The 21,803-nt window shown below is 74.0% G+C and carries 15 protein-coding genes; 7 read left to right on the top strand and 8 right to left on the bottom strand.

Annotation, left to right across the window (positions count from 1 at the left end; translation table 11 throughout):
• Positions 1–117: 117 nt before the first annotated feature.
• From AB0M03_RS12175 to AB0M03_RS12165, 3 genes are all read right to left on the bottom strand, one after another.
• A complete protein-coding gene (locus AB0M03_RS12175) occupies positions 118–1,764 on the bottom strand; it encodes a DEAD/DEAH box helicase (RefSeq protein WP_363491237.1) in 1,647 nt (548 codons plus the stop codon).
• A 176-nt stretch (positions 1,765–1,940) separates the two neighbouring features.
• Positions 1,941–2,144: a cold-shock protein gene (locus tag AB0M03_RS12170; protein WP_263105940.1), complete on the bottom strand. Its 204-nt coding sequence runs from the start codon at positions 2,142–2,144 to the stop codon at positions 1,941–1,943.
• A 292-nt stretch (positions 2,145–2,436) separates the two neighbouring features.
• Positions 2,437–4,683, bottom strand: coding sequence for an MMPL family transporter (locus tag AB0M03_RS12165; protein ID WP_363491235.1), 2,247 nt, complete (start codon positions 4,681–4,683; stop codon positions 2,437–2,439).
• Positions 4,684–5,173: 490 nt separating this feature from the next.
• Between AB0M03_RS12165 and AB0M03_RS12160 the strand changes: the two genes are divergently transcribed.
• The 3 genes from AB0M03_RS12160 (at position 5,174) to AB0M03_RS12150 (ending at position 9,453) form a co-directional block, all read left to right on the top strand.
• Complete coding sequence (locus tag AB0M03_RS12160; RefSeq protein WP_363491257.1) at positions 5,174–7,405, top strand: MMPL family transporter; 2,232 nt, start codon at positions 5,174–5,176, stop codon at positions 7,403–7,405.
• Positions 7,406–7,504: 99 nt separating this feature from the next.
• Positions 7,505–8,389: an aminoglycoside phosphotransferase family protein gene (locus tag AB0M03_RS12155; protein ID WP_363491233.1), complete on the top strand. Its 885-nt coding sequence runs from the start codon at positions 7,505–7,507 to the stop codon at positions 8,387–8,389.
• Between the two features lie 116 nt (positions 8,390–8,505).
• A complete protein-coding gene (locus AB0M03_RS12150; protein ID WP_363491231.1) occupies positions 8,506–9,453 on the top strand; it encodes a polysaccharide deacetylase family protein in 948 nt (315 codons plus the stop codon).
• Positions 9,454–9,488: 35 nt separating this feature from the next.
• On the opposite strand, the gene AB0M03_RS12145 is transcribed toward AB0M03_RS12150, so the two are convergent.
• The gene (locus AB0M03_RS12145) at positions 9,489–10,217 is read right to left on the bottom strand and encodes a 3'-5' exonuclease (protein ID WP_363491255.1); all 729 of its coding nucleotides are present in this window, start codon (positions 10,215–10,217) and stop codon (positions 9,489–9,491) included.
• Positions 10,218–10,637: 420 nt separating this feature from the next.
• Complete coding sequence (locus AB0M03_RS12140; protein ID WP_363491229.1) at positions 10,638–11,897, bottom strand: SAV2148 family HEPN domain-containing protein; 1,260 nt, start codon at positions 11,895–11,897, stop codon at positions 10,638–10,640.
• Between the two features lie 415 nt (positions 11,898–12,312).
• Here AB0M03_RS12140 and glgX point away from each other — a divergent pair, with 415 nt between their 5' ends.
• The 3 genes from glgX to treZ all read left to right on the top strand — a co-directional run bounded on the left by glgX (position 12,313) and on the right by treZ (position 18,627).
• A complete protein-coding gene (gene glgX, locus AB0M03_RS12135) occupies positions 12,313–14,433 on the top strand; it encodes a glycogen debranching protein GlgX (RefSeq protein ID WP_363491227.1) in 2,121 nt (706 codons plus the stop codon).
• An 85-nt stretch (positions 14,434–14,518) separates the two neighbouring features.
• A complete protein-coding gene (gene treY / locus AB0M03_RS12130; RefSeq protein WP_363491225.1) occupies positions 14,519–16,891 on the top strand; it encodes a malto-oligosyltrehalose synthase in 2,373 nt (790 codons plus the stop codon).
• Positions 16,888–18,627, top strand: coding sequence for a malto-oligosyltrehalose trehalohydrolase (treZ, locus tag AB0M03_RS12125; protein ID WP_363491223.1), 1,740 nt, complete (start codon positions 16,888–16,890; stop codon positions 18,625–18,627). Before treY ends, treZ begins: the two co-directional genes overlap by 4 nt.
• A 40-nt stretch (positions 18,628–18,667) precedes the next feature.
• Here the strand turns inward: treZ and AB0M03_RS12120 are convergent, their stop codons facing one another.
• Genes AB0M03_RS12120 through AB0M03_RS12110 form a run of 3 tightly spaced genes read right to left on the bottom strand, consistent with a single transcriptional unit; the run spans position 18,668 to position 21,172 of the window.
• The gene (locus AB0M03_RS12120) at positions 18,668–19,486 is read right to left on the bottom strand and encodes an MBL fold metallo-hydrolase (RefSeq protein WP_363491221.1); all 819 of its coding nucleotides are present in this window, start codon (positions 19,484–19,486) and stop codon (positions 18,668–18,670) included.
• A gap of 43 nt (positions 19,487–19,529) precedes the next feature.
• Entirely contained in the window at positions 19,530–20,423 is an 894-nt protein-coding gene (locus tag AB0M03_RS12115; RefSeq protein ID WP_363491219.1) for a transketolase C-terminal domain-containing protein, read from the bottom strand.
• Positions 20,424–20,467: 44 nt separating this feature from the next.
• A complete protein-coding gene (locus tag AB0M03_RS12110) occupies positions 20,468–21,172 on the bottom strand; it encodes a transketolase (protein WP_363491217.1) in 705 nt (234 codons plus the stop codon).
• 56 nt (positions 21,173–21,228) lie between these two features.
• On the opposite strand from AB0M03_RS12110, the gene soxR reads away from it, so the two are divergent.
• Positions 21,229–21,723, top strand: a complete 495-nt coding sequence (gene soxR / locus AB0M03_RS12105) for a redox-sensitive transcriptional activator SoxR (protein WP_363491215.1) — start codon at positions 21,229–21,231, stop codon at positions 21,721–21,723.
• Positions 21,724–21,803 lie beyond the last annotated feature (80 nt).

The following is a 21,803-nucleotide window of genomic DNA, read 5'->3' as shown; positions in this document are numbered from 1 at the left end:
GGGGGGTGGCGCGGGGGGGGGGGGGCGGGCGGGGGGGGGGGGGGCGGGGGGGGGGGGGGGCCGCGCGGGGGGGGCCCCCCGGGGGGGGGGCCCCCCCCCCCTTCCCCTGACGGCGGGTCAGCTGTAGTCGTGCCGCTGGCGGCCGGTGCCGTAGTTGCCGCCGCTGCGCGAGCCGGAGCCGGGCTTGGAGCGGCCGGAGGAGCGGCCGATGAAGCCGGCCGCGGTGCGGCTGCCGCCGCCGATCCGCTGCTTGGGCCGGGGCTGGCGGGCGTTGCCGTTGGCGTCGACGTCCTTGGGCAGGCCGGAGCGCTTGCCGGGGCGGCGGCGCGGCGTGCCGGCCTTGGCGGCGCTCTTCTCGCCCGCCGCGTCGGCGGGGGCGGCCTGCTCGGGAACGGCGATGGTGACGGGCACCCCGGTGGGCGTGCGGGCGCCGGTGATGCGGCGCAGTTCGGCGTCGTCGGGGCGGACCTTGGTGACGGTGGGCCGGATGCCGGCGGTGCCCATCAGCCGGTTGACCTCGCGGCGCTGCTCGGGCAGGACGAGGGTGACGACGGTGCCGGACTCGCCGGCGCGGGCGGTGCGGCCGCCGCGGTGCAGGTAGTCCTTGTGGTCGATCGGCGGGTCGACGTTGACGACCAGGTCCAGGCCGTCGATGTGGATGCCGCGGGCGGCGACGTTGGTGGCGATCAGTGCGGTGACCCGGCCGTCGCGGAACTGGTCGAGGACCCGGTTGCGCTGCGGCTGGGACTTGCCGCCGTGCAGGGCGGCGGCCTTGACGCCACTGGCGAGCAGCTGCTTGGCGAGCCGGTCGGCGCCGTGCTTGGTGTGCACGAACATGAGCAGCCGGCCCTCGCGGGAGGCGATGTGGGCGGTGGCGGCGGCCTTGTCGGCGGGGTCGAGCTGGAGGACGTGGTGGTCCATGGTGGTGACCGCACCGGCCGACGGGTCGACCGAGTGGGTGACCGGGTCGTCGAGGAAGCGGCGGACGAGCCGGTCGATGTTGCGGTCGAGGGTGGCGGAGAAGAGCATCCGCTGTCCGCCCTCAGCGACCTGCTCCAGCAGCTTGCTGACCTGCGGCAGGAAACCCATGTCGGCCATCTGGTCGGCCTCGTCGAGGACGGTGGTCACCACGTCGCCGAGGTTGACGTCCTGCCGGTTGATGAGGTCGTCGAGCCGGCCGGGGGTGGCGACGAGGACCTCGACGCCGCGGCGCACCTGGTTGGCCTGGCGGCCGATCGGCATGCCGCCGACCACGGTGGCGATCCGCAGCTGGAGGGCCTGGGCGTACGGGGCGAGGGCCTCGGTGACCTGCTGGGCGAGCTCGCGGGTGGGCACCAGGACGAGGGCGAGCGGGCGTCGGGCGACGGCGCGCTTGCCGGCGGTGCGGGCGAGCAGCGGGAGGCCGAAGGCGAGGGTCTTGCCGGAGCCGGTGCGGCCGCGGCCGAGGACGTCGCGGCCGGCCAGGGAGTCCGGCAGGGTCGCGGACTGGATCGGGAAGGGCTCGGTGACGCCCTCGCGGGTGAGCGCGGCGAGCAGCGCCTTCGGCATGTCGAGCTCGGCGAAGGTGGCCGCCGGCGGGCGGGCCGGGGTGCCCTGGACGACGGTGAAGTCCTGGCTCTCGGCGGCTGCGGGGCGCGGGTTGCGCGGTGCGCGCTGGATACGGCGCTCGGCGCCGCCGCGGGGGCCGCTGCCGCGCTGGGGGCGGCCGGCACCGGCGGTCCGTCGGGGGGTGGTGCCGCGCTGCGGGCGTGCCTGATCGGTCATGCTGCTCCGTCCTGATCGGCCGGCGGGCACGGCGGTGCCGTGCGCCCGGACCTTGCGGGTCGGCCGTCAGGAGTGGATGCGGGGCCGCCCCGGCCGTTCGGCGGCAATGGGCGAGGGCCCGCACCCGCAGGTGCGGACCCTCACTCGTTTATTGCTCGAGTCGGCGCAGGCCGGACTCAGAGGGGGCGGATGTTCTCCGCCTGCGGGCCCTTCTGGCCCTGGGTGACGTCGAACTCGACCTTCTGGCCCTCGATGAGCTCACGGAAGCCCTGGGCGTTGATGTTCGAGTAGTGGGCGAAGACGTCGGCGCCGCCGCCGTCCTGCTCGATGAAGCCGTAGCCCTTTTCGCTGTTGAACCACTTCACGGTGCCGGTAGCCATAACCGTCTCCTCTTTCTGGGGCATCAGGGGACTGCACCTCGCAGACCCCGAGTAGCCGCGATCCCCATCCGGAGACAAAACACCGGATAAAAACAAATGCGCCTGGCGGTTGGAACCAGCAGGCGCACACACACGTTCATGGGAACCAAAACTGCAACTGCTTCGACTGTAGCACGGCGGCGGCCCGTAATGATCGGGAAAGTCTCCCTCGTCACACCGTGCGGCCGCCGCGGTTGAACGGGCCGCGGACGGGGCATACGGGTTGGTTCGTACGCCCCGTCCGCGGATGCGGTCAGAGCCGGCCGGCCGGCTCCGGCTCGGCGTCCCGGACGGCGGCGGGGCCGTCCTGCGACGGACTGTCGCCGTGGCCCGGCCACCAGGCGACGTGGCCCAGCAGCGCGGTGATCGCCGGGGTGAAGAACATCGCCATCACGAAGGCCGAGACGATGATGCCGAAGGCGATCGAGAAGCCCATCTGGCTGAAGAGCGAGTTCCCGGCCAGCAGCATGGTGCCGAAGGTGGCCGCCAGGATGAACCCGGCCGCGGCGACGGTCGGACCGGCGTGCTTGACCGCCTCGCCGGCGGCCTCGCGCGGGGTGCGGCCCTCCTTCACCTCCTCGCGGAGGCGGGCGATCATCAGGATGTTGTAGTCGGTGCCGATCGCGACCACGAACAGGTAGATGAAGATCGGCAGCATGAACATCAGGCCCGGCTCGCCGCCGATCTTCTGGAAGATCAGCGAGGTGGCGCCGAGGGTGGCGCCGAAGCCGAGGCCGACCGAGGCCATCAGGTACCAGGGGGCGACGAGGCTGCGCAGCTGGAACGCCAGGATGAGCAGGATGAGCAGCGCGGCGACCGGGAAGACCAGCTTGTAGTCGTGGGCCATCGCGGTGTTGATGTCCTTGAGGACCGATGTCTGGCCGCCGACCAGCACCTTGGTACCGCTCGGGGCGGAGCCGTGTGCGGTCTCGCGCAGGCTGCCCATGGTGTCGATGGCCTTGTTGGTCGCGGGAGCGTCCTTGAGGACCACCGTGATGTCGGCGGTGAGCCCGTCCTTGCTGAGGCTCGTCCGGTCGGCGGGCACCGCGGCGACACCGGGGGTTCCGGCGAGCGCGGCGCGGTAGGTGTCCAGGCCGGCGGCGTCGAGCTTGGCACCGTTGGTGGAGGCCAGGTAGACGTGGCTCGGGTCGGCGGCGCCGGCCGAGAAGGCCTTCATCATCCGATCCTGGACGACCATCGACTCCTTGGTCTTCGGCATCGAGCCGCTGGTGAGGTCGAAGGTGCCCTTGTAGCCGAGGGCGGCGACGGTCAGGGCGACCAGCACCAGACCGGAGGCCAGTGCGGCGACCGCCGGGCGGCGCTGCACGCCGCCGCCGAGCGCGGCGAAGCGGCTGCCCTTGGACTGCCGCATCCAGTGCTCGGGGAAGTTGCCGGCCGGGCGGGGGCCGCGGGCGCCGCGGGCCAGCCAGGCCAGGTGGCGGCCGGCCCAGCGGAGCCACTCGACAACCCGGCGAAAGAGCACCCGCTCGGGGACGACCGAGAGCACGGCCGGGACGAGGGTGATCGAGGCAAGGGCGGTGACCGCCACGGCGATGGCCAGGGACGGGCCCAGCGCGGTGAACATGCCCAGGCTGGAGAGCACCAGGACGGCGAACGCGACGACGACGGCGCCGGCGGCGGAGGCGATCGCCTCACCGACCCGGCCGACGGCGTTGACCACGGCCTCCTTGCGCTCGTCCCCGGCCCGCAACCGCTCGCGGTAGCGGAACATCAGGAACAGGAAGTAGTCGGTGCCGACGCCGAAGAGCACCACGATGAGGATGGCGGACATCGAGTTGTCCGACTTCAGGCCGAACAGCTTGCCCGCGTAGCCGATCAGGCCGTTGGCCACCATCGAGTAGATGATGATCGACAGGATGGGCAGCCAGGCGACGGTCAGGCTGCGGAAGATCAGCCAGAGCGTGAGCAGGATGATCACGAAGGTGCCGACACCGATCAGGGCCTCGGCCAGCTTGGACGAGTCCTGCTGGTCGAGGATGCTGGCGGCCGGGCCGCCGAGCAGCATCTTGACCGGGGTGCCGGCCGTCAGCTCGACACCCGCCTCGCGCAGCGCCTTGGCCGCGTCGGCGGCCTCCGGCTTCTGCAGGACCTTCTTGTCGATGGCGATCATCGACACGCCGAAGGTGCCGTCCTTCGAGTAGGACTTGCCGACCGGCAGGACGGTCTCGACGTACTCGATGTGCTTGTCGGTGAGGCCCTTGACGACCTTCTCGGCGGTGGCCTTGTCGGCCTCGTCCAGCTTGCCGCCGCCCTTCCGCTCGAACACCGCGTAGGCGCCGGGCGAGAAGTTCGCCGGGAAGGCCTCGGCCTGGAGCTCACTGGCCTGGACCGACTCGTAGTGCTTCGGGAGGAATTTGCTCTCGTCGGTCTGCGCGGTGATCGCCGGAGCCGTGGAGATGATCGCGACGGCCGCGATCAGCCAGGCCCCGATCACCCACCAGGCCCGCCTGACGACGAAGTGTCCGATTCGGTGGAACATGCTCGTGATGCCTCCTGGGCATGGTTCACCGCAGCCTTCGGGGGACGGAAACCGGGCAACGGCAGGACCGGCCCGGGGAAAATCCCTAGCCGGTCGGCAGGCAAGTACGTGTGTCGGCATCCTATGCGATGCCACTAGCCGGTCGGCAGGTAATCCTGCCCCCAGGGGCACCCCTAGGGGGTACCGGCCGGCTCCCCCGACCATCCTGACCTGCGGCACACCGCCCGCACCTCCTGCTTCGGGCGGATTCGCCTCCCCCTCAGGGTGGAGCCGGACCTGCCCGCCAGGAGGAGCGCGGGTGGGGAAAACCCCACCCCGGACCTCGGGGCAGACCCAGGGACGACTCACCCGCCAGCCGGATACTCCGTCAACTCCCCGCTCCCTAGGGTCGTTCCAGCAGCCGGGAGACCCCGGCACCACGCTCCGGCGGACCGCACCCGCCGCTCTCCCTGGGGGACCCGTGACACCCAAGCTCGGACTCGCCGCCGCCATGGGCGCATGGAGCGCCAGACACCGCAAGACCGCGGTGTTCGGCTGGCTGCTCTTCGTCGTCCTCGCCGCCTTCCTCGGCGGCCTCCACGGCAGCACCAAGGTCACCGACTCCGAGATGATGCCCGGCGAGGTGGCCCGCGCCGCGAAGATCCTCGACGACGCCGGGATCAAGTCCCCCGCCGGCGAGACCGTGCTCGTGCAGAGCGCCGCGCTGAGCGCCGACGACCCGGCCTTCCGGGCCGTGGTCGAGGAGGCCGCCGCCGCCGTCCGGGCCACCGGCAAAGCGGCCGAGGTGCGCAGCCCGTACGACACCGGGGCGGTCTCCGCCGACAAGCACTCGGCGCTGCTGCAGTTCACCGTGGTCGGGGAGGACCGCGAGAAGGCCGTCGAGAACGTGCCCGCGCTGCTGGACGCCGTCGCCGGGGTGCAGGCGAAGCACAAGGACCTCACCGTCGAGGAGTTCGGCGAGGCCAGCGCCGGCAAGTGGTTCCAGGAGCAGTTCGAGAACGACTTCCAGCGCGCCGAGTGGACGGCCGTCCCGCTGGCGCTGGGCATCCTGCTGATCGCCTTCGGCGCCCTGGTCGCCGCCGTGCTGCCGGTCGTCCTCGCGCTCACCGCCTTCATCGCCGCCGGCGGCCTGGTCGCCCTCTCCAGCGGCATCCTGCACACCAGCGACGACGCCAGCTCCGTGATGCTGCTGGTCGGCCTCGCCGTCGGCGTCGACTACTGCCTGTTCTACCTGCGCCGCGAGCGCGAGGAGCGGGCCGCCGGACGCGACGCCGCCACTGCCCTCCAGGTCGCCGCCGCCACCTCCGGCCGGGCCGTGCTGGTCTCCGGCGTCACCGTGGTCGTCGCCATGGCCGGCCTCTTCCTCACCGGCATCGCCGACTTCCGGGCGATGTCCTTCGCCACCATCCTCGTGGTGATCACCGCCGTGCTCGGCTCGCTCACCGTGCTGCCCGCCCTGCTGTCCATGCTCGGCGACCGCGTCGAGAAGGGCCGCCTCCCGCTGCTGCACAAGCTGCGCCGCAACGAGGCCGCGGCCGGCGGCAGGCTCTGGAACGCCCTGCTCACCCCGGTGCTGAACCGCCCGCTCGCCGCCACCGTCCTCGCCGGCGGCCTGCTGCTCGGCCTCGCCGCCCCGCTGCTCACCATGCACACCGCCAACCTGACCTTCCAGCAGCAGCTGCCCGAGGGCAACGCCCTGGTCGCCACCTCGCAGCGGATCGAGACCGCCTTCCCCGGCAGCCCGGCACCCGCCCTGGTCGTCGTCAAGGCCCGCGCCGTCGACTCCCCCGAGATGCAGCAGGCGCTCGCCGACCTCAAGTCCCGGGCGCTGGCCTCCGGGAAGATGCACGAGCCGATCCAGGTCACCGTGCACAAGGAGCAGAACGTCGCCCTGGTCGACATCCCGCTCGCCGGCACCGGCAACGACACCACCAGCACCGAGGCGCTGGAGGCGCTGCGCAGCGACGTCGTGGCGAACACCGTGCTCAAAGTGCCCGGCACCGAGGCCCCGGTCACGGGCAGCACGGCGGGCTCGCACGACTTCAACGAGCAGATGTCCGACTCGATGCTCCCGGTGTTCGGCTTCGTCGTCGCCTTCGCCTTCCTGCTGATGCTCTGCTCGTTCCGCTCGCTGGGCATCGCCGTCACCGCCGTGGTGCTCAACCTGCTGTCGGTCGGCGCCGCGTACGGCGTGCTCGCGCTGGTCTTCCAGCACGGTGTCGGTGCCTCGCTGTTCGGCACGGCCGGGGTCGGCGCGGTGGAGTCCTGGGTGCCGCTGTTCCTGTTCGTGATCCTCTTCGGCCTGAGCATGGACTACCACGTCTTCGTGGTCTCCCGGATCAAGGAGGCGCACGACCGGGGCCTGGCGACCGCGGCCGCCGTCTCGTACGGCATCCGCTCCACGGCCGGCGTGGTGACCAGCGCCGCGGTGATCATGGTCGGTGTGTTCGCGGTCTTCGGCACCCTGTCGATGCAGTCCATGAAGCAGATGGGCGTCGGCCTGGCCGTCGCCGTCCTGATCGACGCCACGGTGATCCGCGCCGTGCTGCTGCCCGCGGTGATGAGCCTGCTCGGCGAGCGCAACTGGTACCTGCCGCGCTGGCTGAACTGGCTGCCGAACCTCTCGCACGGCGAGTCCTTCCCGCCGGTCACCCCGGTCGCCCCCGCCCCGGCCGGCCTGAGCCTGCCGGACGGGCAGCCCGCCGGCGGCGCCCGGGTCTGACCCCGCCCCGGGCACACTCCCCCACGGCCGGGCCCCGCACTGCGCGGGGCCCGGCCGCCGTGCGCCAGGATGGACCGGAACGCACCCGAGGAGAGCGCCGTGACCGCCTTCGACGAAGCCCGCGCCCGCGAGCTGCTGGCCGGGGCCTGCCGGACGGCCGGCCTGCCCGCCCCGGACGGCGCCCGGTTGCTGGCGCTCGGCGAGAACGCCGTCCTGGACCTGGGCTCCCCCGCCGTCGTCGCCAAGATCGGCCGCAGCCCCGGGCTCCTCGCCCGTGCCGAGCGCGAACTGGCCGTCGCCGACTGGCTCGGCACCCACGGCGTCCCGGTCGTCCGCCCCTGGCACACCGCTCCGGTGACCGCGGACGGGCACCCCGTCACCTTCTGGCACCGGCTGCCGGAGGCCGTCCGCCCGGCGCGCCCGGCCGACCTCGCGCCCCTGCTGCGCACCCTGCACGCCCTGCCCTCCCCCGGCCTGCCGCTCGGCCACCGCGACCTGCTCGCCCCGGTCGACCGCTGGCTCGCCGCAGCCGCCGGACACGTCGACCCGAAGGACGCGGCATTCCTGCGCGGCCGGAAGGAGAGCTTCGTCACGGCCGTCGCCGCCCTCACCCCCCACCTCGCCCCCGGCGTGGTGCACGGCGACGCCCTCCCGAGGAACGTCCACGTCGGCCCGGACGGACCGGTCCTGCTCGACCTGGAGAACGCCTGCGCCGACCTGCGCGAGCACGACCTGGTCGTCCTGGCGCTCGGTCACGACCGTTACGGCGTACCGGAGGAGGACTACCGGGACTTCACCGACGCCTACGGCTGGGACGTGCGCGAGTGGGACGGCTTCGCCGTGCTGCGCGGCGCCCGGGAGACCGCGAGCGCCGCCTGGGTCGCCCAGCAGGTGCCCGGCGATCCGGCCGCCGCGGCCGAGTTCCGCCGCCGGGTGGACTCCTTGCGCGACGGCCTCACCTCCGTACGCTGGTATCCGTTCTGAGACCCGACAACCGGGTCCGTTCGTACACGACGACGGAACCGGCGGTCTCCGCGCGGCGTCGTCCCCGGCACATGCCCCCAGCAGGGGTGGCCGGTACGACGTCAGGAGTCGTCACCATGCGGATGCCCAGCCCCCGATCCCGTCGCACCCTCGGCCTCGGCCTCGCCGCGCTGCTCGCCCCGTCCATGATCGCCGCCTGCGGTTCGGCCACCGCCGCACGCACCACCAGCGCCGAGGGCGCCCACACCACCGCCGCCGCCGTCACCCCGCGCGACAGCGCCGGCACCACCGGCTCGCCCTCCCCCGCGAGCCCTTCCGCGAGCGTCTCGGCGAGCATCCCCGGGCAGCGCACCGCGCCGCCCTCCACCGCCGCCAAGAGCCCCTCGTCCGCGCCGACCGCGGCACCGAGCAGTGCCCCCGCGAGCCCCTCGGCCACGCCGTCCCCGACCGGCGACGGCCGGTCCCACCAGATCGTCCGCTGGACCGCGCACGGCGGCCGCAGCGTCGCGCTGACCTTCGACGACGGCCCGGGCCCGGCCACCCGCCCGATCCTCGACCTGCTGCGCGAGTACCACGCCCACGCCACCTTCTGCCTGGTCGGCAACGAGGTCGAGCGCGACCCGGCGGCCGTCCGCCGGATCGTCGCCGAGGGCCACCGGCTGTGCGACCACACCGTCGACCACCCCCAGCCGCTGCACAGCCGCCCGCACGACCAGCAGGTGCACGAGATCGCCGATGCGAAGCAGAGCATCCTGCGGGCCGCCGGGCCCGGCGCCGAGGTGCCCTGGTTCCGGGCGCCGGGCGGCGACTTCACCGCCGAGAACGAGCGGATAGCGGCCGACCACGGCATGACGTCGCTCGGCTGGTCGGTCGACCCCCGCGACTGGGCGAAGCCCGGCGCGCCCGCCATCGTCGCCGGTGTCCAGCAGCACCTTCGCCCCGGCGGGGTGGTGCTGATGCACGACGGCGGCGGCGACCGCAGCCAGACCGTCGAGGCGCTCAAGCAGCTGCTGCCCTGGCTGCAGGCCCGGGGCTACACCTTCGACTTCCCCGCCGGCGGCTGACGCCCCGCCCTGACACCGCCTCCGGTGAGCTTGCCTCAGCCGGCCGCCGCGCCCGCGCCGTACGGGACGACCGGCCAGGCCGGCTCGACCCTCGCGTCCGGGTCGGAGGTGCGGCGCAGGTACTGCTCGAAGGAGGCTGCCTGCTCGGCGGCGGCGCGCACCTGGAGCGCGTGCAGGTCCGCGAGCGGCACACCGCCGACCGCGGGGAAGACCTCGCCGAGGCGGCGGGCCACCCCGGCGGCGGCCACCGCGTCGGCGCCGGCCTGGTGCGCCCCGTCGAGGGTCACCCCGTAGTGCGTGCAGAGCGCCTGCAGATTGCGCTTGCCCCGGCGGTAGCGGTCGGCGTGCTTGTCGAGCACCAGCGGGTCGATGACCGGGGCGGGCGTGCCGCCGAGCCGGGCGGACAGCGGGGTGACGCCGTGTCGGCGGCACTCGCGGTCGAGCAGCGACAGGTCGTAGCGCGCATTCATGATCACCAGCGGGATGCCCGAGCCCAGCGCCTCGGCGATCGCCCGGGTGATCTCCTCGACCGCGCCGGCCGCCGGGACGCCGCGCCCGCGGGCCCGTTCGGTGTCGATCCCGTGGATCGCGGTGGCCTGCTCGGGGATGGGTATGCCCGGGTCGACCAGCCAGTGGCGCTCGGCCGAGGCGCTGCCGTCCGGTTCGAGCCGGACGAGGGCCGCGGTGACGATGCGGTCGTTCTCGATGTCGGTGCCGGTGGTCTCCAGGTCGAAGGCCAGCAGGCTGGCGCCCAGCCAGCTCATCGCAGGCCCCTCGCCGTGCCCCGGCCGGCCGGGGCGGATGCGGCCGGTGTCCCCCTCCATCTGGTCATCTGGCGTTCCTTCCGTCGCTCCTGCCGTGACGGGGACCATCATCGCCCGCACCAGTGACAGCCCCGCCGGGCGGGTCGCCGGGCGGGGCCGTCACCGGTGCCCTCCGGTGCCGTCGGGGGCGGGCGCGGGCTCCCGGTGTCGGGCGGAGCGGGGGCCGGCGGCGGTCGGTCGTCGCGACCGCTTCGTGCACGGATCGACGGCGCTGCGCAGAGCCCGCCGCCGCACCCCGGAGGACCCCCGATCCGCCGACCGGCCGCACCGGGAGGGGCCTCGACCCGTCGGGCGCGGCCGACCACGAGGGGCGCCCTGTGCGTTCGGCCCGCCCGAAGACCGTAGGGTCCGTACGGTCCGTCAGGACACCGCGCGGGAGTCCGCCCAGCTGCCCTCGAACTCCTCGCGGTAGACCTCGAGCAGCCCCGGTTCGGTGCCGCCGGGCTCCTGGCCTGCGCCGCCGCGGAGCACCAGGGCGGGCGACTCGATGCCGCGGGCGCGCCGCAGGTAGGGCTGGACGACGCCGATGTCCCCGGAGCGGCGGCGGCTGCCGGGCTGGCCGGGCAGCCGGGGGCCCTCGACCAGGTAGGCGGTGAAGCGGGGCATCTCGTCGAAGACCCGGATCTCGAAGCCGCCGGGGTCGCGCAGCCGGGCCCGGACCCGCCGCACGTGCATGATGTTCATCTCGATGGAACGGCCGAGTTCGCCGCGGCCGAGGCCGAGTTCGCGCTCGCGGCGGCGGACGGCGCTGCTGGCGGGGTTGAGGAAGAGCAGGCGGACGCGGCAGCCGTCGGTGGCGAGCCGGACGAGGCGCTTGCCGGTGTAGTTCTGGCAGAGCATGCCGAGGCCTATGCCGAGGGCGTCGAGGCGGCGGGCACCGTCGAGGAGGTCCTCGACGGGCAGCTCGCGCTGGAGGCGGACGCGGTCGGCGTGGACGGCGACGACGTCGGCGTAGCGGCCGGCGACGAGTTCCTCGACGACGTCGGCGGGGACGCCTCCGGTGCCGCCGTCGAGGAGGGCGAGCAGCCGGGCGGCGGCCCGCTCGGTCTGGTCGAGGACGGTCTGCGAGAGGCTGCGGTTGCGGGAGACGACGTGCCGGGCGACCTCGAGTTCGTCGAGGGCGAGTTCGACCTCGCGCCGGTCGACGACGTACGGCTCGAAGCAGGGCCAGTGCTGGACCATGAGTTCGCGCAGCTGGGGCAGGGTGAGGAAGACCAGCGGGTCGTCGTCGGCGGGGTCGAGGAGGTAGCCCTTGCGGCGGCTGACCTCGCGGACGGCGCCGGACCGCAGCACCCATTCCTCGCCGGCCGGGCCGGCGGCGGCGGTGACCCAGTCCTCGCCGTGGGCGGGGGCGTAGACGGGGCGCAGCGCCTCGTCGACGAGGGCGCGCAGGCGCTGCTCGACGAGGTTGAGCCAGACGTAGGCGCGGCCGGTGAGGCGGACGCGGCGGTAGGCGCCCTCCCATTCGAGGGCGGTCCAGCCGAGCGGGGGGCCGTCGCCGGGGGCCGGGCCGGCCTGGCGGCCAGGGAGGCCGGAGCGCATGACGACGGTCGGCGCCTCGCTGCGGCCGGGCTCCGGCCCGTCGAGGCCGTCGCCCCGGCCGTCGACGGGGAACCCCATGCACTACCTCACCTCTCGGCCCGCCGCTCACCGTGGGTGGCGGGCCGTCACTGACAGCGTCTCAACCATGGCGGCCTTGGCAGAGCCTGTCTCCGCATGGGCCGACGGGTGCGCGCCGCCGGACGATCAAGGGTACTGCCCGCTCCGGGCGGGACGCAGCCTGTTGACGGCACAACAATTCGGAGGGAGGGCGGGCGGCGGGCCCGAGCGCCGGGTTTTCGCGCCACGGACACCCGTTCGGGCGAACAACAGGTGAATGGGTTCGGTCGGCGGGCGGGGGTTGGGGAGTATGCGACATGTGCCGTACGTGTGCCGTGCGTCACGCCGAGGGCGGTCCGCACATGCCGGGGCCCGCCCCCGGGCAGATCCGAGGGAGCGCCAGTTCCCCCACGGAGCAAGGAAGTTGAGGTCCCCCATGCAGGTCTGGCCAGGGCAGCCCTACCCGCTCGGCGCCACGTACGACGGGGCCGGGACCAACTTCGCGGTGTTCTCCGAGAGCGCGGACCGGATCGAGCTGTGCCTGCTGGACGAGGACGGCTCGGAGACGGCGATCGAGCTGCGGGAGACGGACGCCTTCGTGCGGCACGCCTACCTGCCGGGCGTCCAGCCCGGCCGGCGGTACGGCTTCCGGGTGCACGGCCCGTACAACCCGGGGCTCGGTCAGCGGCACAACAGCGCCAAGCTGCTGCTGGACCCGTACGCCAAGGCGATGAGCGGGGACATCGACTGGGACGAGTCGGTGTACGGGTACCACTTCGGCGCGCCGGAGCGCCGCAACGACCTGGACTCGGCGCCGCACACCATGCACTCGGTGGTGATCAACCCGTACTTCGACTGGGGCACCGACCGGCCGCCGCGCACCGACTACCACCGCACGGTGCTGTACGAGGCCCACGTGAAGGGCCTGACCCGGCTGCACCCGGACATCCCGGAGGAGATCCGCGGCACGTACGCGGCGCTGGCCCACCCGGCGCTGATCGAGCACCTGGCGAAGCTCGGCGTGACGGCGATCGAGCTGATGCCGGTGCACCAGTTCGTCCGGGACCACCGGCTGCGCGACCTGGGCCTGTCGAACTACTGGGGCTACAACACCATCGGGTACTTCGCGCCGCACTCCTCGTACTCGTCGACGGGCGACCGCGGGCAGCAGGTGCAGGAGTTCAAGTCGATGGTGAAGGCGCTGCACGCGGCGGGCATCGAGGTGATCCTCGACGTGGTCTACAACCACACCGCGGAGGGCAACCACCTGGGCCCGACGCTGTCCTTCCGGGGGCTGGACAACGCCTCGTACTACCGGCTGTCGGCCAAGGACCGCCGCTTCTACGAGGACACCACCGGCACCGGCAACAGCCTGCTGATGCGCAGTCCGCACGTACTCCAGATGATCATGGATTCGCTGCGCTACTGGGTCACCGAGATGCACGTCGACGGCTTCCGCTTCGACCTCGCGGCGACCCTGGCCCGGCAGTTCCACGAGGTCGACCGGCTGTCCTCGTTCTTCGACCTCGTCCAGCAGGACCCGGTCGTCTCCCAGGCCAAGCTGATCGCCGAGCCGTGGGACCTGGGCGAGGGCGGCTACCAGGTCGGCAACTTCCCGCCGCTGTGGACGGAGTGGAACGGCATGTACCGCGACACCGTCCGCGACCTGTGGCGCGGCGAGAACGCGACGCTCGCCGAGTTCGGCTCCCGGCTGACCGGCTCCTCCGACCTCTACCAGGACGACGGCCGCCGCCCGATCGCCTCCATCAACTTCGTCACCTGCCACGACGGCTTCACCCTGCGCGACCTGGTCTCCTACAACGAGAAGCACAACGAGGCCAACCACGAGTCCAACCGGGACGGCGAGTCGCACAACCGCTCCTGGAACTGCGGCGCCGAGGGCGAGACGAAGGACGAGGCGGTGCTGGAGCTCAGAGCCCGCCAGCAGCGCAACTTCATCGCCACCCTGATGCTGTCGCAGGGCGTGCCGATGCTGGCGCACGGCGACGAGTTCGGCCGCACCCAGCAGGGCAACAACAACGCCTACTGCCAGGACAACGAGATCACCTGGGTCGCCTGGCCCGAGCGCGGCGGCGCCGCCGCGCAGCTGCTGGAGTTCACCCAGGGCATGATCTGGCTGCGCCGCGACCACCCGGTCTTCCGCCGCCGCCGCTTCTTCCACGGCCGCCCGGTCTCCGGCACCCACGACGACCTGACCGACATCGCCTGGTTCACCCCCGGCGGCGAGGAGATGACCGAACAGGACTGGTCGACCAGCTACGCCAAGTCGCTCTCCGTCTTCCTCAACGGCAACGCCATCTCCGAGCCGGACCGCCGCGGCGGGAAGATCGTCGACGACTCCTTCCTGCTGATGTTCAACGCCCACTCCGAGCCCCTGGAGTTCAGCGTCCCCGCCGGGCACGGCGAGGCCTGGCAGGTCGCCGTCGACACCGCGCTGCCCGTGCTGCCCGCCCGCGGCACCGGCACCCGGGTGAAGGCCGGCGACTCGCTGTGGCTCACCGACCGCTCGCTCATGGTGCTGCAGCGACCCGCGTGACGGGCGAGGCGTCCCCGGCGGCCGGGGTGGGCCATTCGTGCCACCCGGGCCATAGCCGGGCCCGGGCCCGGGTAGGGATCAGCCCATGACGTCCGCCGCCGCACATCCTCCGACGGCCAGTTACCGGCTCCAGCTCCAGCCGGGCTTCACCCTGCACGACGCCGAGCGCGCGGTGCCGTACCTGGCCGCGCTCGGCGTCTCGCACCTGCACCTCTCCCCGCTGCTGGAGGCCGCGCCCGGCTCCACCCACGGCTACGACACCGTCGACCACAGCCGGATCAGCGAGCAGCTCGGCGGCGAGACGGCACTGATCGCCCTGGCCGAGGAGGCGCACCGGCACGGGCTGGGGCTGATCGCCGACGTGGTGCCCAACCACATGGCGCTGCCCGTCCCCGAGCAGCTCAACCAGCCGCTCTGGCAGGTGCTGCGGGACGGCCCCGACTCCCGGTACGCGACCTGGTTCGACATCGACTGGACGGCACAGCCCGGCCCGTCCGACGCACCGGGCCGCGGCCGGCTGCTGCTGCCGCTGCTCGGCGACCGGCTCGGCGCCGTGCTCGGCCAGCTGGTGATCGACGGCGACGTGCTCCGCTACCACGACCACGCCTTCCCGCTGCGCCCCGGCACCGCGCACCTGCCGCTGCCGGACCTCCTCGACCGCCAGTGGTACCGGCTGGCCTGGTGGCGGCTGGCCAGCAGCGAGCTGAACTACCGGCGGTTCTTCGCGATCAACGACCTGATCGCGGTGCGGGTGGAGGTGCCGGAGGTCTTCCAGGCCACCCACGGCGTGCTGCTGCGGCTGCACGGCGAGGGCGTGCTGGACGGCTTCCGGATCGACCACCCGGACGGCCTTGCGGACCCGCGCGGCTACCTGCGGCGGCTGGCCGAGGCCACCGGCGGGGCGTACACGGTGGTGGAGAAGATCCTCACCGGCGGCGAGCGGCTGCCGCAGGACTGGGCGTGCGCGGGCACCACCGGCTACGACGCGCTGCGCCGCATCGACGGCGTCCTCACCGACCACACCGGCGCCGAGCGGCTGGTCGCCGCCTACCAGCGGGACGTCGCCGACCGGACGGGTGCGGCGGAGGCCGCGCTGCGCGGTCGCGCCGAGCTGACCGGCCCGCGCGGGGAGCTCGCCGCCGAGGTCGACCGGCTGCTGCGGCTGGTCCGCCGGATCTGCGCCGCCGAGCCGGCCCTGGCCGACCACCCGCTGCCCGCCGTGCGCGACGCGCTGTGCGCGCTGCTCACCGACCACCCCGTGTACCGGCCGTACGTGGTGCCGGGCGAGACGGCGCCGGAGGAGGCCGTCGCCCACCTGGCCGGCGGCGCGGAGGGCAGCAGCGACCGGCTGCTGCGCGACCTCGCCCTCGGGCGGCTCGGGCGCAGCCCGGAGAAGGACGAGTTCTGCCGCCGGTTCGCGCAGACGACGTCCGCGGTCGCCGCCAAGGGCGTGGAGGACACCGCCTTCTACCGCTGGAACGCGCTGGTCTCGCTGAACGAGGTCGGCGGCGAGCCCGGCCGGCCCGGCCTGAGCCCGGCGGCCTTCCACCGCTGGTGCGCCGACCAGGAGCGGGACTGGCCGGACGGGATGACCGCGCTGTCGACGCACGACACCAAGCGCAGCGCGGACGCCCGGGCCCGGCTGGCGGTGCTCGCCGAGCTGCCGGAGGCCTGGGCGGCGGAGTGCGCGGCCTGGACGGCCGCGGCCGGGCCCTGCCCGGACCGCTCCACCGCGTGGCTGCTGTGGCAGACGATGGTCGCGGCCTGGCCGATCGGCGAGGAACGGCTCGTGCAGGTGGTGCTGAAGTCCGCCCGGGAGGCGAAGCTGCGCACCTCCTGGACGGAGCCGGACGAGGCCTTCGAGCGGGCGCTGACCGGCTACGCCCGCGGCGCGCTCGCCAACGCCGGGCTGTGCCCGCGGATCGCCGGGTTCGTCCAGCTGATCGCCCCGTACGCGCGGGTCAACACGCTGGCGGCGGCCCTGCTGCACCTGACCGTGCCCGGCGTGCCGGACGTGTACCAGGGCAGCGAAGAGCCGCTGTACACGCTCGTCGACCCGGACAACCGGGCGCCGGTCGACCTCGGGGCGCTGGCCGTGCGGCTGACCGACTCGACGGTCGACCGCGGCGGCGACCTCGCCCGGGAGAAACTCCACCTGACCACCACCGCGCTGCACCTGCGCCGCAGCCGCCGGCTCGGCGCGTACCGCCCCCTGCCCGCGGCCGGGGCGCAGGCCGGGCACCTGCTGGCGTTCTTCCGCGGTTCCGGCGTGATCGCCGCGGTGACGCGGCTGCCGTACGGGCTGCAGCGGGCCGGCGGCTGGGGCGACACCGTGCTGGAGCTGCCCGAGGGCCACTGGACGGACGAGCTGACCCAGCGCCGCTACGAGGGCGGGCCGCTGCCGGTCTCCTGGCTGCTGGAACGCCACCCGGTCGCACTGCTCACGGAGGGCCGTTGACCACGTACCGAGTCTGGGCGCCCGAGGCGGACATGGTGGAGGTGGAGGTCGACGGCAGGCCGCACCCGATGGCCCGGGAGGGCGACGGGAGCAGCGGCTGGTGGCGGGGCGAGGCGCCGGCCGGCGACTACGGCTTCCGGCTGGACGGCGGCCGGGCGCTGCCCGACCCGCGCTCCCCGCGCCAGCCGGACGGCCCGGACGGGCTGAGCCGGGCGGTCGACCACGCCGCGTTCCGCTGGTCGGACACGCCGTGGCGCGGGCGGCCGCTGCCCGGCGGGGTGGTGTACGAGCTGCACGTGGGCACCTTCACCCCGGCGGGGACGTTCGAGGCGGCGGCGCAGCGGCTGGACCACCTGGTGGCGCTGGGGGTGGACTTCGTCGAGCTGATGCCGGTCTGCCCGTTCCCGGGCCGGTACGGCTGGGGCTACGACGGGGTGTCGCTGTGGGCGGTGCACGAGCCGTACGGCGGGCCGGACGGCCTGAAGCGGTTCGTCGACGCGGCGCACCGCAAGGGGCTGGGCGTGGTGCTGGACGTGGTGCACAACCACCTCGGCCCGTCCGGCAACTACCTTCCGGTGTACGGGCCGTACTTCACCGACCGGCACCACACGCCGTGGGGCTCCGCGGTGAACCTGGACGCGCCGGGCTCGGACGAGGTGCGGCGCTACCTGATCGGCAGTGCGCTCGGCTGGCTGCGGGACTACCGGATCGACGGGCTGCGGCTGGACGCGGTGCACGCCCTCGCCGACGACCGGGCCCTGCACTTCCTGGAGGAACTCGCCACCGAGGTCGAGAAGCTGGCCGAGGCGACCGGCCGGCCGCTGTTCCTGGTCGCCGAGTCCGACCTCAACGACCCGCGCACCACCGCCCCCCGGGAGGCCGGCGGCCTGGGGCTGACCGCCCAGTGGAGCGACGACTTCCACCACGCCCTGCACGCCCTGCTCACCGGCGAGTCCGGCGGCTACTACGCGGACTTCGCCGCGGACCCGTACGCGGCCTGCGCCAAGGCGCTCACCCGGGGCTTCTTCCACGACGGCAGCTGGTCCTCCTTCCGCGGCCGCTCGCACGGCCGGCCGTTCCCGTCCGGGTACGGGCACCGGCTGCTCGGCTACGCCCAGACCCACGACCAGATCGGCAACCGGGCCGCCGGGGACCGGCTCTCCGCGACGCTCTCCCCCGGGCGGCTGGCGGCGGGCGCGGCGCTGGTGCTGACCTCGCCGTTCACGCCGATGCTGTTCATGGGCGAGGAGTGGGGGGCGAGCACCCCCTGGCAGTACTTCACCGACCACACCGACCCCGGCCTCGCCGAGGCCGTCCGGCAGGGCCGGCGGCGGGAGTTCGCCGCGCACGGCTGGCAGCCGGAGGACGTGCCCGACCCGCAGGCCCGCGCCACCGTGCTCGGCTCCACGCTCGACTGGTCGGAACGCACCCGGGAGCCGCACGCCGGGCTGCTCGACTGGTACCGGCGGCTGATCCGGCTGCGCCGCACCCATCCGGAGCTGACCGACCCGGACCTCGGCGCCGTACGGGTGGCGTACGACGCCGCGGAGCAGTGGCTGGTGGTGCACCGCGGGCCGTACCGGGTGGTGGTGCACCTGGGCACCGGCGGCCCGCGGCGGATCACCCTGGACCGGCCCTACGCACGGACCCTCGCCCTGTACGGCGACTGCTGGCCCGAGTCCGACGGCTCCCTGCACCTGGCGGCGGAGTCGACCGCCGTCCTGCAGGTCGCTTAGAGCGGCCACCGGGGGCCGCCCACTGCTCGGTCGGGTGCCCCTACTCCGGCTTGCAGACGACGAAGCGCTTGTACGGGTGGCGGCCGGGGCGGTCGCCGATCTCCCGGCAGGCGGCCTGCAGCTCGTGCAGGTCGGCGACGGAGAGCTCCAGCGGCGGCTCGTCAGGCTGGTGGGTGGTGCCGAGCGGGTAGTCGGTGCCCGGCTCGGTGGTCATCTCGATGTGGCAGCCGAGCACGTGGGTGACCTCGCGGGTGGCGGCGAACTCCACCAGGCGGTCGACGGTGCGCGTGAAGGCCGGCCAGTCGCCGACGTACAGGCGGCCCGGGTAGACGGTGTCGCCGGTGAGCAGGAAGCCCGTCCGCGGGTCGAAGTAGGTGACCGAGGCCGCGTGGTGGCCCGGGGTGGCGAGGCACTCCAGCACCCGGCCGCCCAGGTCCAGTGCCCGGCTCTCCTCGCCCCGGAAGCCGAACCAGGCGAGCGCCTCGCCGGCGGGCACCAGCTCGGTGTCCGGCCGGCCGGCGAACTGGCCGTCGCCCGCCGTGTGGTCGCCGTGCCCGTGGCTGTGCAGCACCAGCAGCGGCAGGCCCGGGCTGCGGCGCTCGATCAGCTCGTCCACGGTGCGGCGCAGCGGCAGGTGCGCCGGGTCGGCGGTGGCACCGGTGTCGATCAGCACGGCCCGCTCGGTGCCGAACAGCAGGTACAGGAAGGGCGCCTCGTAGTGGACGGCCTTGTTCTGCCGCAGGATGTACGTCGCCTCGTCGACCTGGTGGACCTGCAGGTCGGGGTCGGTGTTGTGCTTCGAGGACGTCGATCCGTGGATCCAGCGGACGTCCAGCGGCGTGCGGTACTGCGCGGTCATGGCATCCCCCTTCGTCCGCGAAGCTACCAGGGGCCGGGCCCGCTCAGCGGAGGAAGGCGGCGATCCGGGCGCGCAGGCCGGCCGCGTCGAGGCCGTAGGCGGCGAGGTGCTCGGGGATCGACCCGTAGTGGCGGTGCTCCTCGCGCGGGACGCCGAGGGCGAGGACGCGGTGCGGCAGGTCGGCGAGTGCGCCGTGGGCGGCATTGGCGGAGGTGCCGGCCAGGTACGGCTCGACGAGGACGACGTCGGCCCGGTCGCCGAGGGCGGCGCGCAGCCCGGTGGCGTCGAACGGCCGGATGCTCGCGGTGTACAGCACGGTGGTGTCGAGGCCCTCGGTGGCCTCCAGGACGGCGTCGAGCATGGGGCCGACGGCGAGGACCGTGCCGCGGCGGCCGGTGCGGACGGGCAGCAGGCGGCCGGGTTCGACCGGGTGGGCGGTGGCGTTCTGGTGGGCGGAGAGCCGCAGGTAGACCAGGCTGTCGCCGTCGGCGGCGGCGTGCCGCAGCAGGGCCTCGGCCTCGTCGGGGTGGCCGGGGACGTGGACCGTCCAGCCGGGCAGGGTGTCGAGCAGGGCGACGTCGCCGGGTGCCATGTGGGTGCGGCCGCCGGCCGGCCAGTCGTAGGAGCCGGCGGCGCTGACCAGGACGGCGCCGACGCCCTGGTGGACGAGGTCGAGCTTGACCTGCTCCCAGGGTCGTTCGATCAGGAAGCCGGCGAAGGTGTGGGCGATCGGGCGCAGCCCGGTGAGGGCGAGGCCCGCGGTGACGCCGATCTGCAACTGTTCGCGGATGCCGACGTTGACCACGCGGTCGGGGTGGCGGGCGGCGGCCGGGCGGAAGGCGTCGACGCCGATGTCGGCGAGGACGAGGACGAGCCGGGGGTCGTCGTCGAGGAGTTCGGTGGTGACGGCGGCGAAGCGTTCGCGCATGGTGTCCACGGGTGCGTGGCCTTTCTCGGGGTGGAAGTGTCCGGGGGTCGGGGTCAGTTCTTGGGTTCGACGCGGGCGACGACGGCGTGCGGGCGGCCGGGGTGCGGGGCGGTGAAGGCGGCGTGCAGGGCCCGGTGGTCGCGGCCGTCCACGGTGGCGGTGGACCAGCCCTCGGTGGCGAAGCGGGCCGCGATGCCGCCGTGCCAGCCGTGGGTGGCCGAGGAGTTGTCGATCACCACGGTGTGCAGCCGCTCGAGGCCGGCGGCGCCGGCGAAGGCGACGGCCTCGTGGTTGCTGCCCTCGTCGAACTCGGCGTCGCCGACGAGCACCCAGACGGCCGGGTCGGTGCGGCCCTGGGCGCGCAGGCCGAGTGCGGTGCCGACGGCCAGCGGCAGTCCGTGGCCGAGCGAGCCGGAGGCGATCTCGGCGCCGGGCACCAGCAGCCGGTCCGGGTGGTGGCCGAGCGGGGAGTCGTACGCGCCGAAGCTCGGCAGCACGGCCTCGTCCAGGAAGCCCTTGGCGGCGAGGACGGCGTAGTAGGCCATCGGGCCGTGGCCCTTGGAGAGCAGGAAGCGGTCCCGGTCGGGGTCGTCGGCGGTCTGCGGGGTGACGCGCAGGACGCGGTCGTAGAGCACCCAGAGGGCGTCCAGGGTGGAGGTGGCGGCGGGGCCGTGCTTCTCGTCGCCGGTCATCAGGCCCATCAGGGCGGGCAGGCCGGTGAACCCGTACGGCCGCGGCCGGGTGGTTGCGGTGGTCATGCCGACCAGCCTGCAAGTTGAAGTCGGCTTCAGGTCAAGCGGCTATCCTCGGCCGCATGGGACCCACCCGGCACGACCTGCTGACCATCGGGCAACTGGCCGCCCGCAGCGGCCTCGCCCCCTCGGCGCTGCGCTACTACGAGCGGATGGGGCTGATCTCCGCCGAGCGCACCGCGGGCAACCAGCGCCGGTACGCCCGTGCGACGCTGCGGCGGATCGCCTTCGTCCGGGCGGCGCAGCGGGTCGGCCTGTCGTTGGAGGAGGCGCGCACCGCGCTGGACCGGCTGCCGGAGGACCGGGCGCCGAGCACCGCCGAGTGGAGTGCGGTGGCCGTCACCTGGCACGAGCGGATCGACCGGCAGATCGAGGAACTGGAGCTTCTGAAGCGGAAGTTGACCGGTTGCATCGGCTGCGGCTGCCTGTCCCTGTCGCGCTGCGCGCTGTACAACGCGGGCGACCGGGCGGCGGCGGCCGGCCCCGGCGCCCGGTACCTGCTGACCCGGGACCCGGCGGGCGGCCCCGAGCCGGGCCCGGCGGAGGGGACGGGCTGACGGGCCTTCGTGCCGGGCTCCTGACCGGTGTGCGGGACGGCGGGCCTGATCGGGCGTTCGGCCGCTGGGGGCACGTGCTG

Origin of the sequence: Kitasatospora sp. NPDC051914 (genome assembly GCF_040680995.1) — a bacterium.
GTDB lineage: Bacteria > Actinomycetota > Actinomycetes > Streptomycetales > Streptomycetaceae > Kitasatospora.
This window is presented reverse-complemented; position numbering and strand designations above follow the sequence as displayed.